This window comes from Pseudomonas sp. WT-JTC, assembly GCF_056711565.1.
Map to the genome: position 1 here is coordinate 240,354 of NZ_CM160042.1, position 25,398 is coordinate 265,751.

Sequence of the window (25,398 nt, forward strand, 5' to 3'; positions counted from 1 at the left end):
ATGGAAGACGCTTAAGGAAAGTTGGCAAATTCGGGATTTTGACGACAGCGCTATCCTGCCTTAAAGCAGCGTATGCGTCTCTCGGGAAATTCGCCTGTAGCATGACTATATGATGGTGTTTTTAGATTGGAAAATAATAATTAATCTTCTGGTTATTCCATTTTGGAATAGCTTACGTTTTCACTGTAGGAGCGAGCTTGCTCGCGATGGTCGTCAACGATAACGCTGACAACCTGACACCCCGCGGTGCCCTGTCGTCCATCGTCGGAACGCCGCCCGGAGCAGGCTCGCTCCTACAGAAAATCCTTGTACGCAAACAACGCCGGCGCCCCGCCGGTGTGCAGGAAGATAATCGGGCCCTCATCGAAACGCTGACGCCCGATTCCGTCCAGCAAGCCCGCCATGGCCTTGCCAGTGTAGACCGGGTCCAGCAGCAAGCCTTCCTGGCCCGCCAGCAGCTTCACCGCCGCCAGTGTTCCGGCATTCGGCTCGCCATAACGCGGGGCGAAATACTCATCCCATAGCTCGACCTTGAAAGCCTCCGGCAGGTTCACGCCCAGCAGCTCGGCGGTGCGTTCGGCCAGGCCTTGAACCTTGGGCCGCTGATCTTCATCGCTGCGCGAGACCGTCACGCCGATCACTGGCAGATCCGGCAGCACTTCACTCAAGGCCAGTGCCAGGCCGCTGTGGGTACCGGCGCTGCCCGAGGCCAGGACTACGGCGGCGAAGGTCAGGCCGGTGTCCTTGATTTGCCCGGCCAGTTCCAGCCCGGCACGCACGTAACCCAGGGCACCCAGCGCGTTGGAGCCACCGATCGGCACCAGGTACGGCTTCTTGCCGTTGCTGCGCAGCCGGCCGGCCAGGGCTTGCAGTTGTTCGTCGGCGTTGTCGAGGTTTTCCACCAGTTCGACCTTGGCATCGAACAAGTCGAGCAGCAGCCGGTTGCCATTGCCGGTGTAATTGCTGTCATCGGTGCCGAGGGGGTTTTCCAGAAGGGCTACGCAGCCCAGACCGAGCTTGGCGGCAATGGCAGCTGTCTGGCGCACGTGGTTCGATTGCAGCGCGCCGGCGGTGATCAAGGTGTCGGCACCCTGGGCCAGTGCATCGGCGGCCAGGTATTCGAGTTTGCGCAGCTTGTTGCCGCCCATCGCCAGCGGCGTCAGGTCATCGCGCTTGACGTACACGTCGCGACCCAGCCAGGTCGACAGGCGTTCAAGTTTTTCCAGGGCGGTGGGCTGACCGAGCAGGTCGAGGCGGTTAAAGCGGGCGAGCTGTTGTTTGATCATGGGTCCGTACTGGCCGTTGAAGATCTCAGGACTATAGGCACGCCCCAAAGCCTGGGCAACCGCCAATCGCTTATAGCCAAACGAACTGAGCACAGCACTATTGGTTCTTAATTTGCCTTGCGACCCTTGCCGTAAAGTAATTGCCGTCAGTGCGGCCAGACAGTCCGGTCGCCCGTGAGGAGTTTTTACCGTGAGTGAGCGTTCCAGCCATTGGCAATTGCAGACCATCGTCAGCCAGCTGCGCACGGCGCGTGAACAGTGGCGTGCACAAAACGGCCGGGCCAGCGGCGAGCAGGGCGGTCGCGAACTGCCCTCCCGGGCAGCCATGGCGGAGATTCTCGAAGCCTTGTGCGGTGCGCTGTTCCCGATGCGCCTGGGGCCGGTTGACCTGCGCGAAGAAAGCGAAGATTTCTACGTCGGTCACACGCTGGATGTGGCATTAAATGCGCTGTTGGCCCAGGCGCGGCTCGAATTGCGCTACGCCGCGCGCCACAGTGCCCAGGCCGATACCGAAGTCGAAGCCAAGACCATCCAGATCATTCAGGACTTCGCCCTCGCTTTGCCTGGGTTGCGCAGCCTGTTGGACACCGACGTACTGGCGGCCTATCACGGCGACCCGGCGGCGCGCAGTGTCGATGAAGTGCTGTTGTGCTATCCGGGGATTCTGGCGGTGATCCATCATCGCCTGGCCCACCATTTGTACCGTGCCGGGCTGCCGTTGCTGGCGCGGATCAGTGCGGAAATCGCCCACTCGGCCACTGGCATCGACATTCACCCTGGTGCGCAGATCGGCCGCAGTTTCTTCATCGACCACGGTACCGGCGTGGTGATCGGCGAAACCGCGATCATCGGCGAGCGCGTGCGGATTTATCAGGCGGTGACTTTGGGGGCCAAGCGCTTCCCGGCCGACGAAGACGGTCAGTTGCAGAAGGGCCAGCCGCGGCATCCGATCGTCGAGGATGATGTGGTGATTTATGCCGGGGCGACGATTCTGGGGCGGATCACCATCGGTCAGGGCTCGACCATCGGCGGCAATGTCTGGTTGACCCGCAGCGTGCCGGCGGGCAGTAACCTGACCCAGGCGAATCTGCAGCATGATGATGGGGCGCAGAAGTAGGCCTTTGAATCTCCTTTGACTGGTCTGGCCTCTTCGCGGGCAAGCCCGCTCCCACAGTGTTTTCTGTCGTTCACGGCTTTTGTGTTCAACCCGGATCCACTGTAGGAGCGAGCTTGCTCCGGGCGGCGTTCCGACGAAGCTTCTAAATCCCCCGTATTTCCTCCCTTGAACTAGCGTACAACCAGTACCGCCCAGCCCTGCGATTAGTCCTTAGCCCCCTATCCATGTTTAACTTGAACGTTCATTCAAGTTAAACCGGCGGTTCGCTGCCCGCTCACAACAGGAGGCTTGCCTTTGCTGAGTCCGATTTCCACAGCCACGTTTCTACCCTTCGAGGTGCACCGTACATGAGTGCATCGTCCATCCCTCAAGGCGGTCTGATCCGCATGAATCCGCCGGTGTTCTGGTTCTCGGCGAGTTTCATTCTGTTGTTTGGTGTCGTTGTCATCGCCATGCCCGAGCAGGCCGGTGCCTGGTTGCTGGCGGCGCAAAACTGGGCGGCCAACACGGTCGGCTGGTATTACCTGCTGGCGATGACCCTGTATCTGGTCTTCGTGGTGGTCACCGCCTTGTCCGGCTACGGCAAGATCAAGCTCGGTGCCGACCACGACGAACCCGAATTCAGTTATCTGTCCTGGGCCGGCATGCTGTTCGCCGCGGGGATCAGCATCACCCTGTTTTTCTTCTGTGTGTCCGAGCCCCTGACCCACATGCTGCAACCGCCGCAAGGAGAGGCGGGTACGGCGGATGCGGCGCGCCAGGCGATGCAGATTCTGTTTCTGCACTGGGGTCTGCATGGCTGGGGCGTGTTCGCCTTTGTCGGCATGGCGCTGGCCTACTTTGCCTACCGGCATAACCTGCCACTGGCCCTGCGTTCGGCGCTGTACCCGCTGATCGGCAAGCGCATCAATGGCCCCATCGGCTATGCCGTGGATGGCTTCGGCATCATTGCCACGGTGTTCGGCCTCGGTGCCGACATGGGCTTCGGCGTGTTGCACCTCAACTCGGGCCTGGACTACCTGTTCGGCATCGCCCATACCCAATGGATTCAGGTCGGCCTGATCACCTTGATGATGGGGGCGGCGATCATCGTTGCCGTATCCGGCGTCGACAAGGGCATGCGGGTCATGTCCGACATCAACATGCTGCTGGCCTGTGCGCTGTTGCTGTTCGTGTTGTTCGCCGGCCCCACGCAGCACTTGCTCAACACCCTGATCCAGAACCTCGGCGATTACCTCGGCGCCTTGCCGATGAAGAGTTTCGACCTTTACGCCTACGACAAACCCAGCGACTGGCTGGGCGGCTGGACCGTGTTCTACTGGGCCTGGTGGATTGCCTGGTCGCCGTTCGTGGGGCTGTTCATCGCGCGCATTTCCCGTGGCCGGACGATCCGCGAATTCGTCTTCGGCGTGCTGCTGATTCCACTTGGCTTCACCCTGGCGTGGATGTCGATCTTCGGTAACAGCGCCATCGATCAAGTGCTCAACCATGGCATGAGCGCGCTCGGCATGTCGGCCATCGACAACCCGTCGATGACGCTCTACCTGCTGCTGGAAACCTACCCGTGGAGCAAAACCGTCATCGCGGTGACGGTGTTCATCAGCTTCGTGTTTTTCGTCACCTCCGCCGACTCCGGCACGGTGGTGCTGTCGACGCTGTCCGCCAAGGGCGGCACTCACGATGAAGACGGGCCGAAATGGCTGCGAGTGTTCTGGGGTGCAATGACTGCGCTGGTGACCAGTGCATTGCTGTTCTCGGGCAGCATCGATGCGTTGAAGTCGGCGGTGGTCCTGACCTCGCTGCCGTTCTCGTTGATCTTGCTGTTGATGATGTGGGGGCTGCACAAGGCGTTTTACCTGGAATCGCAGAAGCGGATTGCGCAGATGCATTCACTGGCGCCGGTCTCGGGGTCCCGACGTGGCAAGGGCGGCTGGCGTCAGCGCTTGAGCCAGGCGGTGCATTTCCCTTCGCGGGATGAGGTCTATCGCTTCCTCGATACGACGGTGCGCCCGGCGATTGAAGAGGTGTCTGCCGTGTTCATCGAAAAGGGTTTGCACGTAGCGACACACCCGGGCCCGGCCAATGACAGCGTCAGCCTGGAAATCGGCCATGGCGATCAGCATCCGTTCGTTTATCAAGTGCAGATGCGCGGTTATTTCACACCATCGTTTGCCCGCGGCGGCATGGGCTCCAAGCAACTCAACAATCGCCGTTACTACCGGGCCGAAGTGCATTTGAGCGAGGGTAGCCAGGACTACGATCTGGTGGGTTACACCAAGGAACAGATCATCAACGATATCCTCGACCAGTACGAACGACACATGCAGTTCCTGCATCTGGTGCGTTGATCGCGGGCAGGGCGCCGGGGCTTTTCAGCCCTCGGCGCTCAGCACCATGAACAACACCAGCGCCGCCACCGGAATGCTGAACACCACCGTGCCGATCCCCAGTTCCGTACTCAACGACTGGCCGGCACTCACCACGCCGATGGCACCGTTGATCACTGTCAGCGCCAGCCACAGCAGCACAAACGCGTAGGTCAGGGTCTGGCGGCTGAAGCCGATCTTCTCGCCGATGAACAGCATCAGGGCGAGCAAGGCCAGGCCGAAGGTGATGATGATCGTGGTGTGCATGGCGGCTTCCCTCCTTGCGATAGCTATCGCATCTTCGTTGCTTTGGCGACTTTGTTCCTGTCGACCCTGATCACGCAAGCCTGTCGCGGTTTTGTTGAATTCTGCGGGCTGATCAATTTTTTGTGAAACGATTCAGCATTTAGTCGAATCCCCGGTTTTTTGCCGTCCGTGCGGGCGTATGCTGGGCGACTGGCGAAGCAGTCGATACCAGATTCAAGACAGACAAGAGAGGATTCGATGACTTACACCGCTGCCGAAAACCGCTACGACTCCATCCCTTATCGCCGTGTGGGCCGCAGTGGGCTGGTGCTGCCGGCGCTGTCCCTGGGCCTGTGGCACAACTTCGGCGACAGCACGCCGATCGATACCCAGCGCGCGTTACTGCGCACGGCGTTCGACCTGGGCATCAACCATTTCGACCTGGCCAACAACTACGGCCCGCCGTATGGCAGCGCCGAGATCAACTTCGGCCGTCTACTGCGCGAAGACTTCAAGCAGTATCGTGACGAACTGATCATCTCCAGCAAGGCCGGTTGGGACATGTGGCCGGGGCCTTACGGTCAGGGCGGCGGTTCGCGCAAGTACGTGCTGGCCAGCCTCGATCAGAGCCTGCAACGCCTGGGCGTGGACTACGTCGACATCTTTTACTCCCACCGTTTCGACCCGGACACGCCGCTGGAAGAAACCGCCAGCGCACTGGCGACAGCGGTACAACAGGGCAAGGCGCTGTACATCGGCATCTCGTCCTATTCCGGGGTGAAAACCCGTGAAATGGCCGCGTTGCTCAAGGAATGGAAAGTCCCGTTGCTGATCCACCAACCGGCCTACAACCTGCTCAATCGCTGGGTTGAAAAAGACTTGCTGGACACCACTGACGAACTCGGCACGGGCGTGATCGCCTTCACGCCGCTGGCGCAGGGATTGCTGACCGACAAGTACCTCAACGGTGTGCCGACGGATGCGCGGGTCAATCGTCCTGGGGGTGGTTCGTTGCAGGCGTCGCACTTGTCCGAGGCCAACATCGCCCAGGTGCGAGCACTCAACGAAATCGCCCGGCAGCGTGGCCAGAGCCTGGCGCAACTGGCGCTGGCCTGGACCCTGCGTGATCCACGGGTGACTTCGGCATTGATTGGTGCGAGCCGGCCGGAGCAGATCATCGAGAACGTCGGGGCGTTGAAGAACCTGAGCTTCAGTGCGCAGGAACTGGCGGAGATTGACCGGTTTGCCCAGGAGGGCGGGATCAATCTTTGGGAGAAGCCTTCGACGGCTGAGTGAGTGTTAGGCGCCAGATTCTTTTGCGCCTTTCAGATCGCTTTCGCGAGCAAGCCCGCTCCCACATTGGAACGCATTCCAAATGTGGGAGCGGGCTTGCTCGCGAAGAGGCCAGACCGGCCATTCAAGACATCAGGGTTTACTTAAAAAACGGCACATCCCCCAAAACCGTTGCCCGCTGCATCACCCGCCGCGCCGGCCGGTAATCATCCACCGCGTAATGCTGGGTCACGCGGTTATCCCAGAACGCGATGTCGTCCTGCTTCCAGCGCCAGCGAATGGTGAATTCAGGTCGCGTGGCGTGGGCAAACAGAAACTTCAGAATCGCCTCGCTTTCGGTTTCCGACAGTTCGTTGATCTTCGAGGTGAAGCCTTCATTGACGAACAGCGAGCGGCGCCCGCTGACCGGGTGCGTGCGGATCACCGGGTGTGACAGCGGCGGATTCTTGCGTCGTGCTTCTTCCCATTGGGCCAGCGCCTCGGGCGTGTTGCCATAGCGCTCCAGCGGGAATGAGCGGGTGAAGTCGTGGGTGGCGGTCAGCCCTTCGAGCAAGGTTTTCATTGGCGCCGACAGGGCTTCATACGCCGCAATCCCGCTGGCCCACAACGTGTCGCCGCCAAACTCCGGCAGCAGCTTGGCGCTGAGCACCGCGCCCAGGGCCGGGGTCGGCAGGAAGGTCACGTCGGTGTGCCAGATCGCGTTGTCGCGCACGTCGGTGACGGCGGTGTCGAGGATCAATACTTCCGGTTGTTCCGGCACATTGGGGTAGATCGGGTGAATGTGCAGGTCGCCGAAATTCGCGGCGAATCGCGCCTGTTGCTGGGGTGTGATCGGCTGGTCGCGGAAGAACAGCACCTGATGCTTGAGCAGGGCCTGCTCGATGGTGTCGCGCTGTTCAACGTTCAGCGGCTGACTGATGTCGATGCCGCTGATTTGTGCACCGAGCGCGGAGCTGAGGGGGACGATAGTCAGGTGGCTCATGGTGGTTCTCTTCAATTCGGGGTCGAGCTTTCTTGTAGGAGCGAGCTTGCTCGCGATGGCGGTGAATCAATCACAGTAGTGTTGCCTGTCGCATTGCTATCGCGAGCAAGCTCGCTCCTACAGGGGGGAGTTCAGTTATCAGTGAGCCTGGCCATGCCACGGCACCAGTTTGCGTTGCAGGGCGCGCAGGCCCATCTCCATCGCGAAGGCGATCAGCGCGATCACCAGAATCCCCAGTACCACCACATCGGTGACCAGGAACTGTGCGGCCGACTGCACCATGAAGCCCAAACCGCTGGTGGCGGCGATCAGTTCGGCGGCGACCAGCGTCGACCAGCCTACGCCGAGACCGATGCGCACACCGGTCAGGATGTCCGGCAAGGCACTCGGCAAAATGACGTGACGGATCAACTGCGCCCGCGTCGCGCCCAAGGATTGTGCGGCGCGCAATTTCGCCGGGTCGACGGTACGCACGCCGGTCGCGGTGGCGATGGCGATCGGGGCGAAAATTGCCAGGTAGATCAGCAGCACTTTCGACAATTCACCGATGCCGCACCAGATCACGATCAGTGGCAGGTAGGCCAGCGGTGGAATCGGCCGGTAGAACTCGATCAGCGGGTCGAGCACGCCACGGGCGATGCGGTTGGCGCCGATGGCGATTCCCACCGGCACGGCGGTGAGAATCGCAAAGCCGAGGCCCAGGCCGATGCGCCCCAGGCTCGCGCCGAGGTGCTGCCACAGGGTTGAATCCATGTAACCGGAGGTCGCCAGCAGCCAGCCTTTTTGCAGGACGGCGGAGGGTGGTGGCAGGAACAGCGGCTCGATCAAACCGGTTGCCGTTACGACCCACCAGAAAACAATCAGAGCGACCAGTGTCAGCACACTGATCCAGCGAGTACTCAAGCTGCGTCGTGCCGCAGTCACGGGAGTGCCTGGCTTTATCGCTACGACGGGAATTTCGTAACTGCTCATGCGCGCTCCTGCCGCGTGGCGGCGCTGCGTTGGGAGAACACTTTGGCGAGTACGTGTTCGCGGGTTTCGATAAAGCGCGGGTCGGACTTGATTGCCCGTGCCGACTCACCGGCGGCATAACGCTGGCCGAAGTCGAGACTCAGGCGCTCGACGATCTGCCCCGGGTTCGGCGCCAACAGAATCAGGTCGGTGGCGAGGAACACGGCTTCTTCAATGTCGTGGGTAATCAGGAACACCGGCTTGGCGGTGCGTTGCCAGACTTGCAGCAATAGCTCCTGCATCTGTTCACGGGTGAACGCGTCGAGGGCGCCGAAAGGTTCGTCCATGAGCAACACGCGCGGGTCGGCGGCGAGGGCACGGGCCAGGCCGACGCGCTGCTTCTGGCCGCCGGAAAGCTGCCAGATGCGGCGGTCTTCAAAACCGGAAAGATCGACCAGGGCGAGCATTTCCCGGGCGCGGGCCTCGCGCTTGTCCCGGGCGATGCCGGCCAGTTCAAGGCCGAAGCCTACGTTGGCCAGCACGTCTTGCCACGGCAGCAGCGCGTCGTCCTGGAACACCACGCCACGCTCGGCACTCGGGCCTTTGACGGGCACGCCGTCGAGGGTGATGCGCCCGGTGCTGGGATCGACGAAACCGGCAATCAGGTTCAACAGCGAAGTCTTGCCACTGCCGGACGGGCCGAGGGCGACCAGCAGCTGCCGGGGCCCCAGGCTCAGGGAGATATCCGCCAGCACAGGTGTAGGGCTGCCGGGGTACTGTGCGCTGATGCGCTCCAGCTGTAGCAAAGCCATCGCAATGAACTCCCGATCAGTTGGTGATGAACTTGGCGCTGACGTACGGCGCGTAGTCCGGCAGTACCGCCTCGACCTTGCCTTGCTCCTTGAGGAACGCGGCGGTGTCGGTGATGGCCTTGGTGGTCGGCGCGCCGAGGGTGATCACCTGGTCAGCTGCCAGCGGGTAGACGTTGCCTTGCAGCAGCAGCGGAATGTCGCTGGCCTTGGCTCCGGACAGTTTTACCAGCTTGTCGACGTTGCCCTGGTTGGCGAGCCAGGCTTGCGGGTCTTTGCGGTAGTCGGCGTAGGCGTCCAGGGTCACTTTGGCGAACGCGGTGACGATTTCAGGGTGCTTCTCGGCGAAGTCCTTGCGCACGATCCAGGCATCGAAGGTCGGTGCGCCGAATTTGGCCAGCTCGCCAGAGGTGATCAGTACCTTGCCGTTTTCCTTGGCCACGCCGAGTGCCGGATCCCAGACGTAAGTGGCGTCGATGTCACCACGTTTCCAGGCGGCAATGATCGCTGGCGGAGCCAGGTTGAGTACGGTGACTTTCGACGGGTCGATGTTCCAGTGCTTCAGCGCGGCGAGCAGGCTGTAGTGGCCGGTGGACACGAACGGCACGGCGATCTTTTTGCCGATCAGGTCTTGCGGGGTCTTGATCCCGGAACCGTCGCGAGCCACCAGGGCTTCGGCGGCACCGATCTGGGTGGCGATGAGGAAGGTTTCCACCGGGACTTTGCGGGTGATGGCCGCCGTCAGGGGGCTGGAACCGAGGTAGCCGATCTGCACGTCGCCGGAGGCGATGGCGGCGATGATGTCGGCACCGTTGTCGAATTTGCGCCAGCTGATATCGGCCTTGGTGGCTTTTTCGTAGGCGCCATCGGCCTGGGCGACTTTCGCCGGGTCAACGGTGGTCTGGTAGGCGACGGTGACGTCGGCCGCTTGGGCCAGGAAACTCGCTGTCGCCAAGGAAGCGGCCGCCAGCAAGCGTAGAGGGAAAGTCAGTTTCATCAGAAAGCTCCTTGTCAGGCGACCGAATGTCGGCGTGAGAAAGAGACTAAGTGATCTAAGAATTCGAAAATAAATAACTTTTTCGAATTAGCTTATGAGGGGAACAATCTGTGGAGGTCAGCGGATCATGCTCTCTGTGGGAGCGGGCTTGCTCGCGAAAGCGGTGTGTCAGTCGCAGTAAAGTCGCCTGACACTCTGCATTCGCGAGCAAGCCCGCTCCCACAGGGGGGAGCTGTGTTTGATGGTCAGTTGCTGATCGCCAGAATGCTCGCCTGGTACGCCCCGACAAACACATCGAAATCACCGACTTCGTTCTGCTCCAGCTCAGCCTGCTCAGCCAGCGACGAACGCGCCCGCTCTTCAAACCTCGCCTGCTCCTCAGCCGGCAACGGCTCGCTACGGAAGAACTCGGCGTGGGCCTGGCTCTGGCGCAGGGAGAACTGGGCAAAGCTCTCCTTGTGCTCGGCCATGGCCGCCAATACCTGTGCCGACGGCGTCAGGGACGAGTCCTGGACCTTGGCCATCTGGGCGTCCAGCGCCTTGCTGTGGGCATCGCCGCCATGGCTCTGGTCGAGCATCGCGGCCAATGGCGCAATTTTCTCCAGTAACTCGCCGGCCCATTCCTTCAGGTCGACCGGATGGCCATCCCGTTGCAGTTGCAGGCCTGGACGACGGCCTTCCTTGACCACGCTGAGGAAGTTCGAAGTCGCGTTGCCGCAACTGGTGTTGGTCAGCAGCGGGCTGTCGTTGAGCGCGCAGTACAGCAGGAACGCATCGAGGAAGCGTGACTCGGTGAGGTCGATGCCCATCGGCAGGAACGGGTTGATGTCCAGGCAGCGCACTTCGACGTACTGGATGCCCCGGGCCATCAACGCCTGGATAGGACGCTCGCCGGTGTAGGTCACGCGTTTCGGGCGGATGTTGGAGTAGTACTCGTTTTCGATCTGCAGGATGTTGGTGTTGAGCTGTACCCACTCGCCATCCTGGTGGGTGCCGACTTCGACGTATGGCGCATAGGGTGTGGCCACCGCCTTGCGCAGGCTGTCGGTGTAGCTGGCCAGATCGTTGTAGCACGGCGTCAGGCCGGCCTGGGCGTTGCTCTGGTAACCCAGGTCGCTCATGCGCAGGCTGGTGGCGTACGGCAGGTACAGGGTGTTCGGGTCCAGTTGCTCCAGCTGATGCGAGCGACCGCGCAGGAAGCCGGCGTCCAGTGCCGGCGAGGCGCCGAACAGGTACATCAGCAACCAGCTGTAGCGGCGGAAGTTACGGATCAGCGCGATGTAGGACGACGACTGAAAATCGCGGTCGGTGCCGACAAAGCCTTCGGCCTGCCTGAGCAACGGCCAGAGTTTTTCCGGCAGGGAAAAATTGTAGTGGATGCCGGCAATGCATTGCATGGTCTTGCCGTAACGCAGGGCCAGACCCTTGCGGTACACATACTTGAGCTGCCCGATATTGGACGTGCCGTAATAGGCGATCGGGATGTCTTCCTCGGCCGGCAACGGGCACGGCATCGATGGGCTCCACAGATACTCGTTGCCGAGCTTGCTGTAGGCAAAACGGTGAATGCTGTCCAGGCTCGCCAGCGTGTCCGCCGGGTCGGGCAGGGCCGGAGTGATGAACTCCAGCAGCGACTCGGAATAGTCGGTGGTGATCTGTTCGTTGGTCAGCGCGGAACCCAATGCTTCCGGGTGCGGCGTTTGCGCCAGACGACCTTCGCCGGTCACGCGCAGGCATTCACGTTCGATGCCGTGAAGGCACTGTTCGAGCAGAGAGAGGTTAGCGCGCTCGCCGAGCAGGGCCAGGCGGCGGTTGAGAAGTTCGCTCAAGTTGGATTCCTTCACGCGTCAGTCGCCCCAATATGGGGGTGGGCAAGACGGTCTACAAGGGTGAAGTTAAAACTGGCGTTTTCGCCTGGTTTTCGGACCGCGCAGGCCCATACCCTGTAGGAGCGAGCTTGCTCGCGATGGAGGTTAACGATAACGAGGGGTGCCTGAGTGAAAACGGCGCCCTGACGTTCATCGCGAGCAAGCTCGCTCCTACAGGTCATTGCGCTGAAATTAACTCAAATCGATGACGACTAGCTACAGGACAGCGAACGTGCCTTGTGCTTTTGCGACCAGTTTGTCGCCCTGCATCACATCGGCTTCGACTACCAACGTGCGGCGACCCGGGTGGATCACCCGCGCCGTGCACATCACCTCGCCGTCTGAGACGGCGCGGATGTAGTTGATCTTGCACTCGATGGTCGCGCTCTGCTGGTCAAAGCCGTGGGTGCTGGAACAGGCCAGCCCCATGGCAATGTCCACCAGACTGAACAAGGCCCCGCCGTGCAGCTTGCCGCCGCGATTGCGCAGCTCGGGTTCCAGCGCCAGGGCGACTTGCGCCACCCCGGTTTCCAGGCTGTGCAGGCGACAGCCCAGTAGCTTGAAAAACGCGCTTTCGGTCAGCCCGGCGGGAATGTCCATCAGCGTTTCTTCAACTGCTTGGCGTTGGCGAACAGCGAAGCCATGGCGTTGTTGCTCGGGGCAGCGGCCGTGGTTTCCTTGCGCGGTGCAGTGTTCTGGGACTGGCGTGGCGCCGACCCCGGACGCGCGCCGCGGGCACCGTCGATTTTCTCGCCCGGGGTGTCGCTCATGCGCATCGACAGGCCTACGCGTTTGCGCGGGATGTCGACTTCCATGACCTTCACTTTCACCACGTCGCCGGCCTTCACCGCTTCGCGAGGATCCTTGATGAATTTCTCCGAAAGTGCAGAGATATGTACCAAACCGTCCTGATGCACGCCGATATCGACGAAGGCACCGAAGTTGGTCACGTTAGTCACCACGCCTTCGAGGATCATGCCCAGCTGCAGATCCTTGAGGTCTTCGACGCCTTCCTGGAACTCGGCGGTCTTGAACTCTGGACGCGGGTCGCGACCGGGTTTTTCCAGCTCTTGCAGAATGTCGGTGACTGTCGGCAGGCCGAAGGTTTCATCGGTGTACTTCTTCGGATCGAGGCGCTTGAGAAATGCGGCATCGCCGATCAGTGAGCGGATGTCACGGTCGGTCTCGGCGGCAATGCGCTGCACCAGCGGATAGGCTTCCGGGTGAACGGCCGACGAGTCCAGCGGGTTTTCGCCGTTCATGACGCGCAGGAATCCGGCGGCCTGTTCGAAGGTTTTTTCACCCAGACGCGCGACTTTCTTCAGCGCGGCACGGGTTTTGAACGCGCCGTGCTCGTCGCGGTGGCTGACGATGTTCTGCGCCAGGGTCGCGTTGAGGCCGGAGATCCGTGCCAGCAGCGCCACGGAAGCGGTGTTCACGTCCACGCCAACGGCGTTCACGCAGTCCTCGACTACCGCATCGAGGCCGCGGGCCAGTTTCAGCTGTGAAACGTCGTGCTGGTACTGGCCGACACCGATGGATTTCGGATCGATCTTCACAAGCTCAGCCAGCGGATCTTGCAGACGACGGGCAATCGACACCGCACCACGGATCGACACGTCGAGGTCCGGGAATTCCTTCGAGGCCAGTTCCGATGCCGAGTAAACCGATGCGCCGGCCTCGGAAACCATGACCTTGGTCATTTTCATGGCTGGGTATTTTTTGATCAGTTCGGCGGCCAGTTTGTCGGTCTCGCGGCTGGCGGTGCCGTTGCCGATGGCGATCAGGTCCACCGAGTGTTTGGCGCACAGCGCAGCGAGCACGGCGAGGGTCTGGTCCCACTTGTTGTGCGGCACGTGCGGGTAAACCGTGGCGTGATCCAGCAGCTTGCCGGTGGAGTCGACCACGGCAACCTTGCAACCAGTGCGCAGGCCAGGGTCGAGGCCCAGGGTGGCACGCGGGCCGGCCGGGGCCGACAGCAACAGGTCATGCAGGTTGTGGGCGAAGACGTTGATCGCTTCGGTTTCCGCGCCATCGCGCAACTCGCCCAGCAGGTCGGTTTCCAGATGGGTGTAGAGCTTGACCTTCCAGGTCCAGCGCACCACCTCGCCCAGCCATTTGTCGGCGGCGCGGTTCTGGTTCTGGATGCCGACATGCTGGCCGATCATGCCTTCGCACGGGTGCATGGTGCCCGGCAATTCGTCGCCGACTTTCAGCGAGGAACTGAGAATGCCTTCGTTGCGGCCACGGAAAATCGCCAGCGCGCGGTGCGACGGCATGCTCTTGAGCGGTTCGTCGTGTTCGAAATAGTCGCGGAACTTGGCGCCTTCCTCCTCCTTGCCGGCAATCACGCGGGCACTGAGGGTGGCTTCCTGCTTGAGGTAGTTGCGCAGCTTGTCCAAGAGGCCTGCGTCTTCGGCGAAGCGCTCCATGAGGATGTACTTGGCGCCTTCGAGGGCAGCCTTCACATCGGCCACGCCTTTTTCCGCGTCGATGAAACGCGCGGCTTCGGTTTCCGGGCTCAGGGACGGGTCGTTGAACAGGCCGTCGGCCAGTTCGCCGAGGCCGGCTTCCAGGGCGATCTGACCCTTGGTGCGGCGTTTCTGCTTGTACGGCAGGTACAAGTCTTCGAGACGGGTCTTGGTGTCGGCGAGCTTGATGTCGCGTTCCAGTTGCGGCGTCAGCTTGCCCTGCTCTTCGATGCTGGCAAGGATGCTGATGCGCCGTTCGTCGAGTTCTCGCAGGTAGCGCAGGCGCTCTTCCAGATGACGCAATTGCGTATCGTCGAGGCTGCCGGTCACTTCTTTCCGGTAACGGGCGATGAAGGGAACGGTAGAGCCTTCATCGAGTAGCGCGACGGCCGCTTCGACCTGTTGTGGGCGTACACCGAGTTCCTCGGCGATGCGGCTGTTGATGCTGTCCATAAAACCACCTGACAAATTGTGAAAGCAGGCTCGCAGGCGCTGAAACAGGGCCTTCGCGAGTCTGGTTGAGCGGCCTGGCCAGCGCCGCTGCCTGGGTCAACAGGCATTGCGTTGACCCGTGAAATCGAACAATTACTGCTGACGCCATGAAAATAAATAGCGTCCGTCTGTAGTACCTGTCTGATGTTGCCTGACACAAAAGGCCGCGCATTATAACCAGCGTTACGGCATTCGGGGGCATAGCGGATTGCCAGTGCAATGGCCGGTTTTCTGGCGCTGAAGGAAAAATCTGCTAACAATGCACACGGTGCGTATAACGGCAGCTACGCCATAATGCGCGCCGAGATCAAAGGAGCATCCAATGAGCAGCACTGCACAAACTGCTGAAGGCGAAAAAATTCTTATCGTTGACGACGATCCGGGGCTGAGCAGCCTGCTGGAACGTTTTTTCGTCAGCAAGGGCTATCGCGCCCGCGCCGTACCGAACACTGAGCAAATGGATCGCCTGCTGGCGCGCGAAGTGTTCAACCTGGTCGTCCTCGACCTGATGTTGCCCGGCGAAGACGGCCTGACCGCTTGCCGCCGCCTGCGCAACGCGAACAACCAGATTCCGATCATCATGCTCACCGCCAAGGGTGACGAGCTGAGCCGCATCAAGGGCCTGGAGCTGGGCGCCGACGATTACCTGGCCAAGCCCTTCAACCCGGATGAGCTGATGGCTCGCGTCAAGGCGGTATTGCGTCGCCAGTCGGCGCCGGTGCCGGGCGCCCCGGGCAGCGAAGACGAAAGCGTGACCTTCGGCGACTACGAGTTGTCCCTGGCCACCCGCGAGCTCAAGCGCGGCGAAGAGGTGCACATGCTCACCACCGGTGAATTCGCTGTGCTCAAGGCCCTGGTGATGAACGCGCGTCAACCGCTGACCCGCGACAAGTTGATGAACCTGGCCCGTGGCCGCGAGTGGGATGCCCTGGAGCGTTCCATCGATGTGCAGATTTCCCGTCTGCGCCGGATGATCGAACCCGATCCTTCCAAACCGCGTTACATCCAGACTGTCTGGGGCGTGGGTTATGTGTTTGTTCCGGATGGTACCGCCACCAAGTGATGGGCGATTTGTAGGAGCGGGTCATGCGGACAACGGATCAATCGATCCCGTCCGCAGACTCGCGATCCGCAATATGCGAGCATCGCTCGCTCCTGCAAGTGTTTAACGGTTATCCATGAAAACCCCCGTTTGGTTCCCCCAGAGCTTCTTCTCCCGCACCCTTTGGCTGGTGCTGATCGTCGTACTCTTCTCCAAGGCGCTGACCCTGGTTTATCTGCTGATGAACGAAGATGTGCTTGTGGACCGTCAGTACAGCCACGGTGTCGCCCTGACGCTGCGCGCCTATTGGGCTGCCGATGAAGAAAACCGCGGCAAGATCGCCGAGGCCGCGACCCTGATCCGGGTGGTGGGTGCCGGCGTGCCGGAAGGCGAACAGCACTGGCCTTACAGCGAGATCTACCAGCGGCAGATGCAGGCGGAGCTGGGGGCCGACACTGAAGTCCGGCTACGCATGCATTCGCCACCGGCGCTGTGGGTACGGGCGCCAAGCCTGGGCGATGGCTGGCTGAAAGTACCGCTTTATCCCCATCCGCTGCGCGGCCAGAAAATCTGGAACGTGCTGGGCTGGTTCCTCGCTATCGGTCTGCTTTCCACCGCTTCGGCCTGGATCTTCGTCAGCCAGCTCAATCAACCGTTGAAGCGTCTGGTGTATGCCGCGCGGCAACTCGGCCAGGGTCGCAGCGTGCGCCTGCCAATCAGCGATACGCCGAGCGAGATGACTGAGGTTTACCGCGCCTTCAACCAGATGGCCGAAGACGTCGAACAGGCCGGTCGCGAGCGTGAGCTGATGCTGGCCGGTGTTTCCCATGATTTGCGCACGCCGTTGACCCGCTTGCGCCTGTCCCTGGAGTTGATGGGTGATCGCACCGATCTGACCGACGACATGGTGCGTGATATCGAGGACATGGATGCGATTCTCGATCAGTTCCTGGCGTTCATTCGCGACGGGCGCGACGAGTCGGTGGAAGAGGTTGACCTGAGCGACCTGGTCCGCGAAGTCGCTGCGCCCTACAACCAGAATGAAGAGAAAGTGCGGTTGCGCCTGGAGCCGATTCAGCCGTTTCCGTTGCGTCGTGTGTCGATGAAACGACTGCTGAACAACCTGATCGGCAACGCGTTGCATCATGCCGGCAGTGGTGTGGAGGTGGCGGCGTATGTATCCGGGGACACCAGCGCGCCGTATGTGGTGCTGAGCGTCATGGACCGTGGTGCCGGTATCGATCCGTCGGAACTGGAAGCGATCTTCAACCCGTTCACCCGCGGTGATCGTGCCCGGGGTGGCAAGGGCACCGGGTTGGGACTGGCAATCGTGAAGCGGATTGCTTCGATGCATGGCGGCAACGTTGAACTGCGTAACCGCTCGGGCGGAGGGCTGGAAGCGCGGGTGCGGTTGCCGTTGGGGTTGTTGTTGCCGCGGGATGCCGTTTAAAGACAGCTTCGAGCGCCAAGCTTCAAGCTGCAAGAAAAAGCGGCTTTCCACTTGCCGCTTGAAACTTGCAGCTTATGGCTGCTTCTAGCCTTTGCCCTTGGTCCGGGTCATGTTCGGCCCACCATTCTTCTCTAAATGCTCAATGATGATCCCCGCGACATTCTTCCCGGTGGTGGTCTCAATCCCTTCCAGACCCGGCGAGGAGTTCACTTCCATCACCAGCGGCCCATGATTGGAACGCAGGATATCCACCCCGGCCACCGCCAACCCCATGACCTTTGCCGCACGCAGTGCTGTCATGCGCTCCTCGGGTGTGATCTTGATCAGGCTCGCGCTGCCACCACGATGCAGGTTGGAACGAAATTCGCCGGGCTTGGCCTGGCGCTTCATCGCTGCGATCACCTTGTCACCGACGACGAAGCAGCGAATGTCTGCACCACCGGCTTCCTTGATGTATTCCTGAACCATGATGTTCTGCTTGAGGCCCATGAACGCCTCGATCACCGATTCTGCGGCCGTGGCGGTTTCGCACAGCACCACGCCGATGCCTTGGGTGCCTTCCAGCACCTTGATCACCAACGGCGCGCCGTTGACCATTTCGATCAGGTCGGGAATGTCATCGGGGGAGTGGGCAAACCCGGTCACCGGCAAGCCGATCCCGCGACGGGACAGCAATTGCAGTGAACGCAGCTTGTCCCGTGAACGGGCAATGGCCACCGATTCGTTGAGCGGAAAGACCCCCATCATCTCGAACTGGCGCAGCACTGCGCAGCCATAAAAGGTCACGGACGCACCGATCCGTGGAATCACCGCATCGAAACCCTCCAGCGGCTTGCCGCGGTAGTGGATCTGCGGCTTGTGGCTGGCGATGTTCATGTAGGCACGCAGGGTATCGACCACCACCATTTCATGGCCGCGTTCGGTACCGGCTTCAACCAGGCGGCGGGTGGAATACAGACGCGGGTTCCGCGACAGCACAGCGATCTTCATGCAACACCTGTGGAGAAGGTAGATACCGGGAACACCGGCTTGTCTTGTACATACTTGATGCCTGGATTGACCACCAACTGGCCGTCGATCAGGGCTTTGGAACCGAGTAGCAGGCGATAACGCATGGACTTGCGGCAGGCCAGGGTGAACTCGACCCGCCAAACCCGATCACCGAGGGCCAGGGTGGTGCTGATCACATATCGCACTTGTGCGTGACCGTTAGAGCTTTTAATGGTTTTTCTCGTCACCAGCGGTGCCTCGCAGCGGCGATGACGCAACTGCACCACGGTGCCCAGGTGCGCCGTGAAGCGCACCCAGGGCTCGCCTTCGCGCTCGAACGTTTCGATGTCGGTGGCGTGCAGGCTTGAGGTGCTGGCACCGGTGTCGATTTTTGCCCGCAGGCCGGCGACTCCCAAATCCGGGAGCGCCACCCACTCGCGCAGACCGACAACGGTCAAATGGTCAAATGTCTTCAAAATTGCTCAACCGGTAGAAACCGCGGTGGCCGCAGGCGGCCAGATTCGCGGTATTCACGCAGAATAATGGTTAAAAGGCGACAGATATCTACGGCCCGGATTTCCAGTCTCGCAATGAGGTTATGGAATGTCAGCATTGTAATCCGGGACGACGTAATTCTTGGTACGAGAGAACGGTAGTACAGTTCACCAATATTTCAGAATGAGGAAATCCCATGGCACAAAAAAACGAAGAGGACGATAAAGTCCGCCTCGATAAATGGTTGTGGGCTGCACGCTTTTACAAAACCCGCGCCTTGGCCAAGGCGGCGATTGAAAGCGGCAAGGTGCATTGCCGGGGCGAACGCTGCAAACCGGGCAAAGAGCCACGGGTCGGTGATGAATTTGTGATTCGCACCGGTTTCGACGAGCGTACGGTGGTGGTCCAGGCCTTGTCGATCGTTCGCCGCGGCGCCCCGGAGGCGCAGACCTTGTATGCCGAGACGCAGGCCAGCATCGCCAAGCGCGAAGAGGCCGCTGCGCAAAGAAAGGCGGGAGCCCTGGGCGTGAGTACCGACGGTAAGCCAAGCAAGAAACAGCGCCGCGATCTGTTCAAGTTTCGTGGTGACAGCAACGAATGATTGGCCGGGGCCGCCGATCACATCAGTCAGGACAAGACTTGTAATTGCACCTGCGCGTAGCCATATGAGGTAATTGGCCTGTCGTGCATGTGCCATTCGTCGTAAAGCGCACACAGCCACCGGCGTGTAAGCCATAACCAGGCAGCAATACGCTATAGCCAAGGCCTAGCGTCGAATTCTGTAACCATTATTGTCACCACTTCAGATACCAGACTTATGACCGACTTACCGGATAACGACTTCACCCAACGCTTCATCTTCGATGACAGCGACACCCGTGGCGAGCTGGTCTCGCTGGAGCTCAGTTACGCTGAAGTCCTGGCCAAGCACGCCTATCCGGAGCCGGTTGCGCAACTGCTCGGCGAACTGATGGCGGCTGCGGCGTTGCTGGTCGGCACGTTGAAGTTCGATGGCCTGCTGATTCTGCAAGCCCGCTCCGAAGGCCCGATCCCGCTGCTGATGATCGAGTGCTCCAGCGAGCGCGACATCCGTGGCCTGGCCCGTTACGAGGCGGACCGTATCGCTCCCGATGCAACCCTGGCCGACTTGATGCCGGATGGCTCGTTGACACTGACCATCGACCCGAGACAGGGCCAGCGTTACCAGGGCGTGGTCGATCTTGACGGTGAAACGTTGTCCGACTGCTTCACCAACTATTTCGTCATGTCGCAGCAGATCGGTACGCGCATCAAGCTCTGTGCCGATGGCCGTCGCGCCCGTGGCATGTTGCTGCAGCAACTGCCCGCCGACCGCCTGAAAGACGAAGAAGAACGCGCCGCCAGCTGGCAGCACCTCACCGCCCTGGCCACCACCTTGACCGCTGATGAGCTGCTGGGCCTGGACAACGAAACCGTGCTTCATCGCCTCTATCACGAAGAGCAGGTGCGTCTGTTCGATGTGCAAAAACTGCGCTTCCGCTGCAGTTGCTCGCGCGAACGTTCGGCCAATGCACTGGTCAGCCTGGGTAAGGACGACGCGCAGAAACTGGTCGTGGAGCACGGTGGCAACATCGAAATCGATTGCCAGTTCTGTAACCAACGCTACCTGTTCGATGCCGCCGATGTCACCCAATTGTTCGCTGGCGCGGGTGTCGAGACACCGTCAGATACCCGTCACTAAAACGGTTCAGCGCAGGTAAATTCACTGGCTGCCGCCGGATTGACGCCGTTACGACAGGAGGGGCCTACTTTTTTTGGGCTTTTCTGGCATAATCCGGCCCACTTTTTTCGCGGTAGTAGTGCACGACTTTCTACTACAAAAACGTTTGGAGCACTCGGCCACTGGCCGACGGGGAACCTCATGACGCAAGCCAATAACGCCGTGTACACCGATCTGAGTGTTGATGATCTGGTTAAAGAAGCCCTCAACCGCGGTGAAGGCGAGCTTGCCGATACCGGCGCACTGGTTGTTCGTACCGGTCACCGTACCGGCCGTTCGCCAGTCGATCGTTTCATCGTTGAAGAGCCAAGCACCCAGGCCGCTATCGCCTGGGGCCCGATCAACCGCAAGTTCCCGGCCGACAAGTTCGACGCTCTGTGGGCTCGCGTTGAGGCATTCAACAACGCGCAAGAGCATTTCGTTTCCCACGTGCATGTAGGTGCGGCTTCCGAGCACTACCTGGCCGTGAAGATGACCACCCAGACTGCCTGGCAGAACCTGTTCGGTCGTTGCCTGTTCATCAACCCGGCCCAGTACAACCCGGCCGGACGTGAAGAGTGGCAAGTGCTGAACGTTGCCAACTTCGAGTGCGTGCCAGAGCGTGACGGCACCAACTCCGACGGTTGCGTGATCATCAACTTCGCACAGAAGAAAGTGCTGATCGCCGGCATGCGTTACGCCGGTGAAATGAAGAAAGCCATGTTCTCGGTGCAGAACTTCCTGCTGCCGGCCGCTGACGTGCTGCCAATGCACTGCGCCGCCAACATCGGCGAAGAAGGCGACGTGACCCTGTTCTTCGGTCTGTCCGGTACCGGCAAGACCACCCTGTCCGCCGACGAAAGCCGTTACCTGATCGGTGACGACGAGCACGGCTGGGGCGAGGGCGTGGTGTTCAACATCGAAGGCGGTTGCTATGCCAAGTGCATCGACCTGTCCGAGAAGAACGAGCCGGTTATCTGGAAAGCCATCAAGCACGGCGCGGTCCTGGAAAACGTCGTTATCGACGACGCCAAGCACGCCGACTACGCCGATGTCAGCCTGACCCAGAACAGCCGTGCCGCGTACCCGCTGGAGCACGTTGCCAAGCGTTCCGGGAAGAACCTCGGTGGCGAGCCGAACGCTGTGATCTTCCTGACCTGCGACCTGACCGGCGTTCTGCCGCCAGTGTCGATCCTCAACGAAGAACAAGCGGCTTACCACTTCCTGTCCGGTTACACCGCTCTGGTCGGTTCGACCGAAATGGGTTCGGGCAGCGGCATCAAGTCGACTTTCTCCACCTGCTTCGGCGCACCGTTCTTCCCGCGTCCGGCCGGCGAATACGCTGAGCTGCTGATCAAGCGCATCCGCGGCTTCGGCTCCAAGGTCTACCTGGTCAACACCGGCTGGACCGGCGGTGGCTACGGCGTCGGCAAACGCTTCAACATCCCGACCACCCGTGCAGTGATCGCAGCGATCCAGAGCGGCGCGCTGATCGGTACCGAAACCGAGCACCTGGACACCATCAACCTCGACGTGCCACTGGCCGTACCGGGCGTTGAGACTGGCCTGCTGAACCCACGTAACACCTGGGCCGACAAAACCGCCTACGACGAAGCCGCCAAAGCACTGGCCGGCCTGTTCATCGAGAACTTCAAGAAGTTCGAAGTGAGCGACGCGATCAAGGCTGCCGGTCCAAAGCTGTAATGCTGGATTGAGCTAACGAAGAAGCCGCCCCTCGGGGCGGCTTTTTTGTGCGTGTCGCTACAGGCCTTCAAATGCCTGAGTGTCCCAGCGTTGGGCCTTGATGGCCCGGTAGAGCATGCCGATGGTCAACGGCACCTTCTCGCCGCGACCCTTGGCCTTTCGCTTTAGATTCACATCGTAGCCGTCGGGCTGGAAATAACGATAGCTGTCGAAATCCACGAAATCGATGGCGAATAGATCTTCCAGGCATTCGATCAAGTGCTGTGCATCGGCACCGTTGCAACCAAGGTCGAAATTGATCGAGGTGGCAAGGCTGATGGTTTTGCGTTCGGGCAGGCCGAGTTCTTCGTGTAGCAGTTGCATGAGTTGCTGCATTGAGTGGTCGTCGGGGAAGTTGGGGGCGAGGTTCATTGCGTAGGTTCCGCCAATCGAAATGCAGGCGCCATATTGTCCTGCTCACGTTTCGACAGCCCCAGAGCGCCCGCTAGCGTTGGCCATTGGCTGACGACCTGTTTGAAACTGTTGATGATGTTTTCTGCATCCGCGCGACCTACCCGAAAATACTCCGCCACTTCCCGGGCCAGTTCCAGATCCAGGGCGTTGTCGGTATCGGTGATGTTGAGCTTCAAGCCGTCGGCGTGGGCCACCGGGTTCATGTCATAGGCGGCAGACAATCGCCACCCCCGACCCGGATCAAGGATAAAACCATGGTTGCGCAGGTGATCGTCAGTGTTGGAGACCAGAATGTTGAGCACAATTCGAGACCACAGCTCCCGCAGGTCTGCTTTGGTTTCCGAGCCGTGTTCCATGAGTACTTCGGCCAACTCAAGGTAGCTCGCACCGACAGAGGCATCGTCACCGTCAACTCGATCAGTCATGGTCATGGCCGAGGCAAAGTGCAGTCGGCCACCTCGTTCAGTGCGATCGAAGCGCTTTACCATGAAGCAGTGATGATCGCTGGCGTAGCGTCGGGCGATACCGGTCGCGACTCGCAGGCCACAATGATTGGCCAAGGCATTTACCACGAGTTCCCAGGCGCCAATGTCATAGTCATCGCGTGTGCTGGGGAACTTGGCAATCCACAAGTGACCGTGCTCGTCTGCAACGCTGGCCTTGGGGCGGGCACCACCCAGCGAACCTCCGGGTGCGATCAGCATTCTCAGCCACTCTCGGCCGTCGAGTGAGGTGTTGTCCGGATCGTTTTCCAGAGCACGGCTTGCTTGCTCCAATGCCCGCAATTCAATGAAGGGTGGGGCGGCCACGCCATTGCGGTCATCGAGAAAGTTGCCTTGGTCATTGAGCTTGTAGCGGATCGCGCCGGCCCGATAGAGATCATGTACGCCTAACAGGAAATCCGACTCGTAAAGCTTGCTGCCTTTGGCAACCAATCCATCGCGAACATCTCGTTCCATCCTCCGCTTCATCAACAACTGACCCCACCGATCCGGGCTGGAATCAGCGAACACACCAAATCGGCTTTGATGTTGCCCAGGGAACTGACGACCTTCATAGAGGCCGATTCGAGGGTCCAGCGGTGTGAAGTTCAACTCGGGGTCTGCTAGCGCCGCAGCGTCGTATTCAAATTCGAAGACGTCCGTGGAACGGGCCTTTCGGGAGTGCAAGAAACCGAGACGCCTGGGTCCATTCAAGGATTCCCAATCGGCATACACCGCAATTTGCGTCATTTTTCACCTGTCGCGGACTTGGTTTTTTTCTTGGTCAACAGATTGGAAAGTGAGTGGGTGTTGAAGGGGAAGTCAGCGGAGAGATCCTCTGTCCGGGTGGCACTTTCAATTACGCCAGTGTCTTTTTCAGGTATTGGAGAGGCCTTTTTAACTGCGCTTATTCTGCGTACTCGTCGGTTCGAGTCTTTCGCTGAGGTTGCCTTGGGTTTCAGCTGCGCGTCCTGCAGTTGACGCCCCACCTCATCGGTTGCTGCGAGTTTGTCCAAGTCTTTTTCCAGACCCAGAACCTGCATGACAGACAAGTAGGCGCCGATGGTCACTCCTGAGCCACCCGATTCCAGAGAGCGCAAGGTTGTCAGTGACATGCCCGACCTCTCGGCGACTTGCTTGGCTGTGAGCTTGCGGCGCAGTCGGGCCAACTTCAATCGCTCCCCGAATTCGGCTAGCAATCTGGATGCGGCAGGCAGGAGTGGCGCGGTTTTCTTGGCCATATGCCAATATTCCTTCATTTATTAGCCTTAGCTAGCAGAATAATAGCACTTGGATGAAAGAACATCGCTTTGCCATGAGTGCGTCCTCACCGCATTAAAAGTTTTGTGGGTGGAGCTTTGCACTGCCATTATTCCAGCTGAAATACCGATAAACAGCCAGAATAATGCCAGTTTGTCAGCGACGGCCCGGACTATAGGGTTGAGTGGTTGGTCTTCGATAGCCGACAAGGTGTCTTGTTTTGCAGGACCTTGCCGAAGCTTTCATAGGTCGTTGCTGACGGGGTTATCCACAGTGCACCGCGTTATCGTTCATCGCTGGCAAGCCAGCTCCTACAGGGGATGTGGTGGGGCTTCAGCCGGTGAGTTTCGGCAGGCGCTGCCGGGCGATGTCGAGCAGGTCGTTGCCGTCCTGGGTCAGCAGGTACAGGGCGCTGACGATCTTGGGGATGTCGCTCGCTTGGGCCTGGTTGAAACACGTGCAATAAAGGGTTTCGAGGAGGTCGCTGGCGGCGCGGATGCGTTGTCGGGCGGCGTCGAGGATCTCGAAGGGGTCGGCCTCGGTATCGATGACCAGCACTGGGGTTTCGCTGTAGCGGGTCTTGAGCGGCTGGTAGCGGGCTGGCAGTGAGTCGGGGTTTTTCATTGAGTGGGTCCTGTGCGAAATCGGCAAGTGTTCCCGGCAGGCCGAGACACTGTTTTCAGCCGCGCTGGAAACTATAGGAGGGTATGGCGTTGCGGGACAAGACGGCCGAGATCGACAGGCTTTGTAAGGGTTTTGTCATATTTAGAGGAAGCGGACTACAGGTTGTTGGTGGGTTTTCAACGTGAAATGGCCAGGGGTAAAAATGCTTACAGCGTTTTCAGTCGCTTCGCAGCAAATCTCGGTAGAAGGGGCCTCGGACAATGTCGGGTGTTTCGAGTTTTG

Annotated in this window: 23 protein-coding genes; 8 read left to right on the plus strand and 15 right to left on the minus strand. The window is 60.2% G+C overall.

What is annotated here, in order from left to right; translation table 11 throughout:
- Positions 1 to 293 precede the first annotated feature (293 nt).
- Positions 294 to 1,286: a D-cysteine desulfhydrase gene (locus tag AC06G5_RS01040; protein ID WP_413425053.1), complete on the minus strand. Its 993-nt coding sequence runs from the start codon at positions 1,284 to 1,286 to the stop codon at positions 294 to 296.
- Positions 1,287 to 1,476: 190 nt separating this feature from the next.
- Between AC06G5_RS01040 and epsC the strand changes: the two genes are divergently transcribed.
- Together epsC and betT are read left to right on the plus strand one after the other, a co-directional pair.
- Positions 1,477 to 2,403: a serine O-acetyltransferase EpsC gene (epsC, locus tag AC06G5_RS01045; protein WP_057399186.1), complete on the plus strand. Its 927-nt coding sequence runs from the start codon at positions 1,477 to 1,479 to the stop codon at positions 2,401 to 2,403.
- 386 nt (positions 2,404 to 2,789) lie between these two features.
- Entirely contained in the window at positions 2,790 to 4,751 is a 1,962-nt protein-coding gene (gene betT, locus AC06G5_RS01050; protein ID WP_413425088.1) for a choline transporter BetT, read from the plus strand.
- 24 nt (positions 4,752 to 4,775) lie between these two features.
- Here the strand turns inward: betT and AC06G5_RS01055 are convergent, their stop codons facing one another.
- Positions 4,776 to 5,036 carry a hypothetical protein gene (locus AC06G5_RS01055; protein WP_413425051.1) on the minus strand — a complete coding sequence of 87 codons (261 nt, stop codon included), beginning with the start codon at positions 5,034 to 5,036 and terminating at the stop codon, positions 4,776 to 4,778.
- Between the two features lie 237 nt (positions 5,037 to 5,273).
- Between AC06G5_RS01055 and mgrA the strand changes: the two genes are divergently transcribed.
- Positions 5,274 to 6,311 carry an L-glyceraldehyde 3-phosphate reductase gene (gene mgrA / locus AC06G5_RS01060; RefSeq protein WP_057399192.1) on the plus strand — a complete coding sequence of 346 codons (1,038 nt, stop codon included), beginning with the start codon at positions 5,274 to 5,276 and terminating at the stop codon, positions 6,309 to 6,311.
- A 136-nt stretch (positions 6,312 to 6,447) separates the two neighbouring features.
- Here the strand turns inward: mgrA and tauD are convergent, their stop codons facing one another.
- The 7 genes from tauD to AC06G5_RS01095 form a co-directional block, all read right to left on the minus strand.
- On the minus strand, positions 6,448 to 7,290 hold the full coding sequence (tauD, locus tag AC06G5_RS01065; protein ID WP_480458876.1) for a taurine dioxygenase: 843 nt from the start codon (positions 7,288 to 7,290) through the stop codon (positions 6,448 to 6,450).
- A gap of 138 nt (positions 7,291 to 7,428) precedes the next feature.
- Positions 7,429 to 8,262: a taurine ABC transporter permease TauC gene (tauC, locus tag AC06G5_RS01070; RefSeq protein ID WP_480458878.1), complete on the minus strand. Its 834-nt coding sequence runs from the start codon at positions 8,260 to 8,262 to the stop codon at positions 7,429 to 7,431.
- A complete protein-coding gene (gene tauB, locus AC06G5_RS01075) occupies positions 8,259 to 9,053 on the minus strand; it encodes a taurine ABC transporter ATP-binding subunit (RefSeq protein WP_413425044.1) in 795 nt (264 codons plus the stop codon). The genes tauC and tauB overlap by 4 nt, the downstream gene beginning before the upstream one ends.
- A 16-nt stretch (positions 9,054 to 9,069) precedes the next feature.
- Entirely contained in the window at positions 9,070 to 10,047 is a 978-nt protein-coding gene (gene tauA / locus AC06G5_RS01080; protein WP_413425042.1) for a taurine ABC transporter substrate-binding protein, read from the minus strand.
- 245 nt (positions 10,048 to 10,292) lie between these two features.
- The gene (gene gshA, locus AC06G5_RS01085) at positions 10,293 to 11,876 is read right to left on the minus strand and encodes a glutamate--cysteine ligase (protein ID WP_413425040.1); all 1,584 of its coding nucleotides are present in this window, start codon (positions 11,874 to 11,876) and stop codon (positions 10,293 to 10,295) included.
- Positions 11,877 to 12,131: 255 nt separating this feature from the next.
- The gene (locus tag AC06G5_RS01090; protein ID WP_007972875.1) at positions 12,132 to 12,515 is read right to left on the minus strand and encodes a PaaI family thioesterase; all 384 of its coding nucleotides are present in this window, start codon (positions 12,513 to 12,515) and stop codon (positions 12,132 to 12,134) included.
- The gene (locus AC06G5_RS01095; protein WP_413703738.1) at positions 12,515 to 14,839 is read right to left on the minus strand and encodes a Tex family protein; all 2,325 of its coding nucleotides are present in this window, start codon (positions 14,837 to 14,839) and stop codon (positions 12,515 to 12,517) included. The genes AC06G5_RS01090 and AC06G5_RS01095 overlap by 1 nt, the downstream gene beginning before the upstream one ends.
- A gap of 361 nt (positions 14,840 to 15,200) precedes the next feature.
- Here AC06G5_RS01095 and ompR point away from each other — a divergent pair, with 361 nt between their 5' ends.
- Positions 15,201 to 15,941, plus strand: a complete 741-nt coding sequence (ompR, locus tag AC06G5_RS01100; RefSeq protein ID WP_007972873.1) for an osmolarity response regulator transcription factor OmpR — start codon at positions 15,201 to 15,203, stop codon at positions 15,939 to 15,941.
- 115 nt (positions 15,942 to 16,056) lie between these two features.
- Positions 16,057 to 17,370 (plus strand): ATP-binding protein, encoded by a 1,314-nt coding sequence (locus AC06G5_RS01105; RefSeq protein WP_008019059.1) that lies wholly within the window; start codon positions 16,057 to 16,059, stop codon positions 17,368 to 17,370.
- A gap of 84 nt (positions 17,371 to 17,454) precedes the next feature.
- On the opposite strand, the gene rimK is transcribed toward AC06G5_RS01105, so the two are convergent.
- Together rimK and rimB are read right to left on the minus strand one after the other, a co-directional pair.
- Positions 17,455 to 18,360: a 30S ribosomal protein S6--L-glutamate ligase gene (gene rimK, locus AC06G5_RS01110; RefSeq protein ID WP_007972871.1), complete on the minus strand. Its 906-nt coding sequence runs from the start codon at positions 18,358 to 18,360 to the stop codon at positions 17,455 to 17,457.
- Positions 18,357 to 18,836 (minus strand): retropepsin-like aspartic endopeptidase RimB, encoded by a 480-nt coding sequence (gene rimB, locus AC06G5_RS01115; RefSeq protein ID WP_480458882.1) that lies wholly within the window; start codon positions 18,834 to 18,836, stop codon positions 18,357 to 18,359. The genes rimK and rimB overlap by 4 nt, the downstream gene beginning before the upstream one ends.
- Positions 18,837 to 19,051: 215 nt before the next feature.
- Between rimB and AC06G5_RS01120 the strand changes: the two genes are divergently transcribed.
- The 3 genes from AC06G5_RS01120 to AC06G5_RS01130 all read left to right on the plus strand — a co-directional run bounded on the left by AC06G5_RS01120 (position 19,052) and on the right by AC06G5_RS01130 (position 22,297).
- Entirely contained in the window at positions 19,052 to 19,456 is a 405-nt protein-coding gene (locus tag AC06G5_RS01120) for an RNA-binding S4 domain-containing protein (RefSeq protein WP_008019054.1), read from the plus strand.
- A 216-nt stretch (positions 19,457 to 19,672) separates the two neighbouring features.
- Positions 19,673 to 20,575, plus strand: coding sequence for an Hsp33 family molecular chaperone HslO (hslO, locus tag AC06G5_RS01125; protein WP_413425034.1), 903 nt, complete (start codon positions 19,673 to 19,675; stop codon positions 20,573 to 20,575).
- Between the two features lie 180 nt (positions 20,576 to 20,755).
- Positions 20,756 to 22,297: a phosphoenolpyruvate carboxykinase gene (locus tag AC06G5_RS01130; protein WP_413425032.1), complete on the plus strand. Its 1,542-nt coding sequence runs from the start codon at positions 20,756 to 20,758 to the stop codon at positions 22,295 to 22,297.
- A 57-nt stretch (positions 22,298 to 22,354) separates the two neighbouring features.
- Here AC06G5_RS01130 and AC06G5_RS01135 read toward each other — a convergent pair whose 3' ends face one another.
- The 4 genes from AC06G5_RS01135 to AC06G5_RS01150 all read right to left on the minus strand — a co-directional run bounded on the left by AC06G5_RS01135 (position 22,355) and on the right by AC06G5_RS01150 (position 25,116).
- Positions 22,355 to 22,708 (minus strand): DUF1493 family protein, encoded by a 354-nt coding sequence (locus AC06G5_RS01135; protein ID WP_480458884.1) that lies wholly within the window; start codon positions 22,706 to 22,708, stop codon positions 22,355 to 22,357.
- On the minus strand, positions 22,705 to 23,982 hold the full coding sequence (locus AC06G5_RS01140; RefSeq protein ID WP_413425028.1) for a type II toxin-antitoxin system HipA family toxin: 1,278 nt from the start codon (positions 23,980 to 23,982) through the stop codon (positions 22,705 to 22,707). The genes AC06G5_RS01135 and AC06G5_RS01140 overlap by 4 nt, the downstream gene beginning before the upstream one ends.
- Positions 23,979 to 24,473, minus strand: coding sequence for a helix-turn-helix domain-containing protein (locus tag AC06G5_RS01145; RefSeq protein WP_480458885.1), 495 nt, complete (start codon positions 24,471 to 24,473; stop codon positions 23,979 to 23,981). Before AC06G5_RS01145 ends, AC06G5_RS01140 begins: the two co-directional genes overlap by 4 nt.
- 352 nt (positions 24,474 to 24,825) lie before the next feature.
- Positions 24,826 to 25,116, minus strand: coding sequence for a hypothetical protein (locus AC06G5_RS01150; protein WP_413425024.1), 291 nt, complete (start codon positions 25,114 to 25,116; stop codon positions 24,826 to 24,828).
- Positions 25,117 to 25,398: the final 282 nt, after the last annotated feature.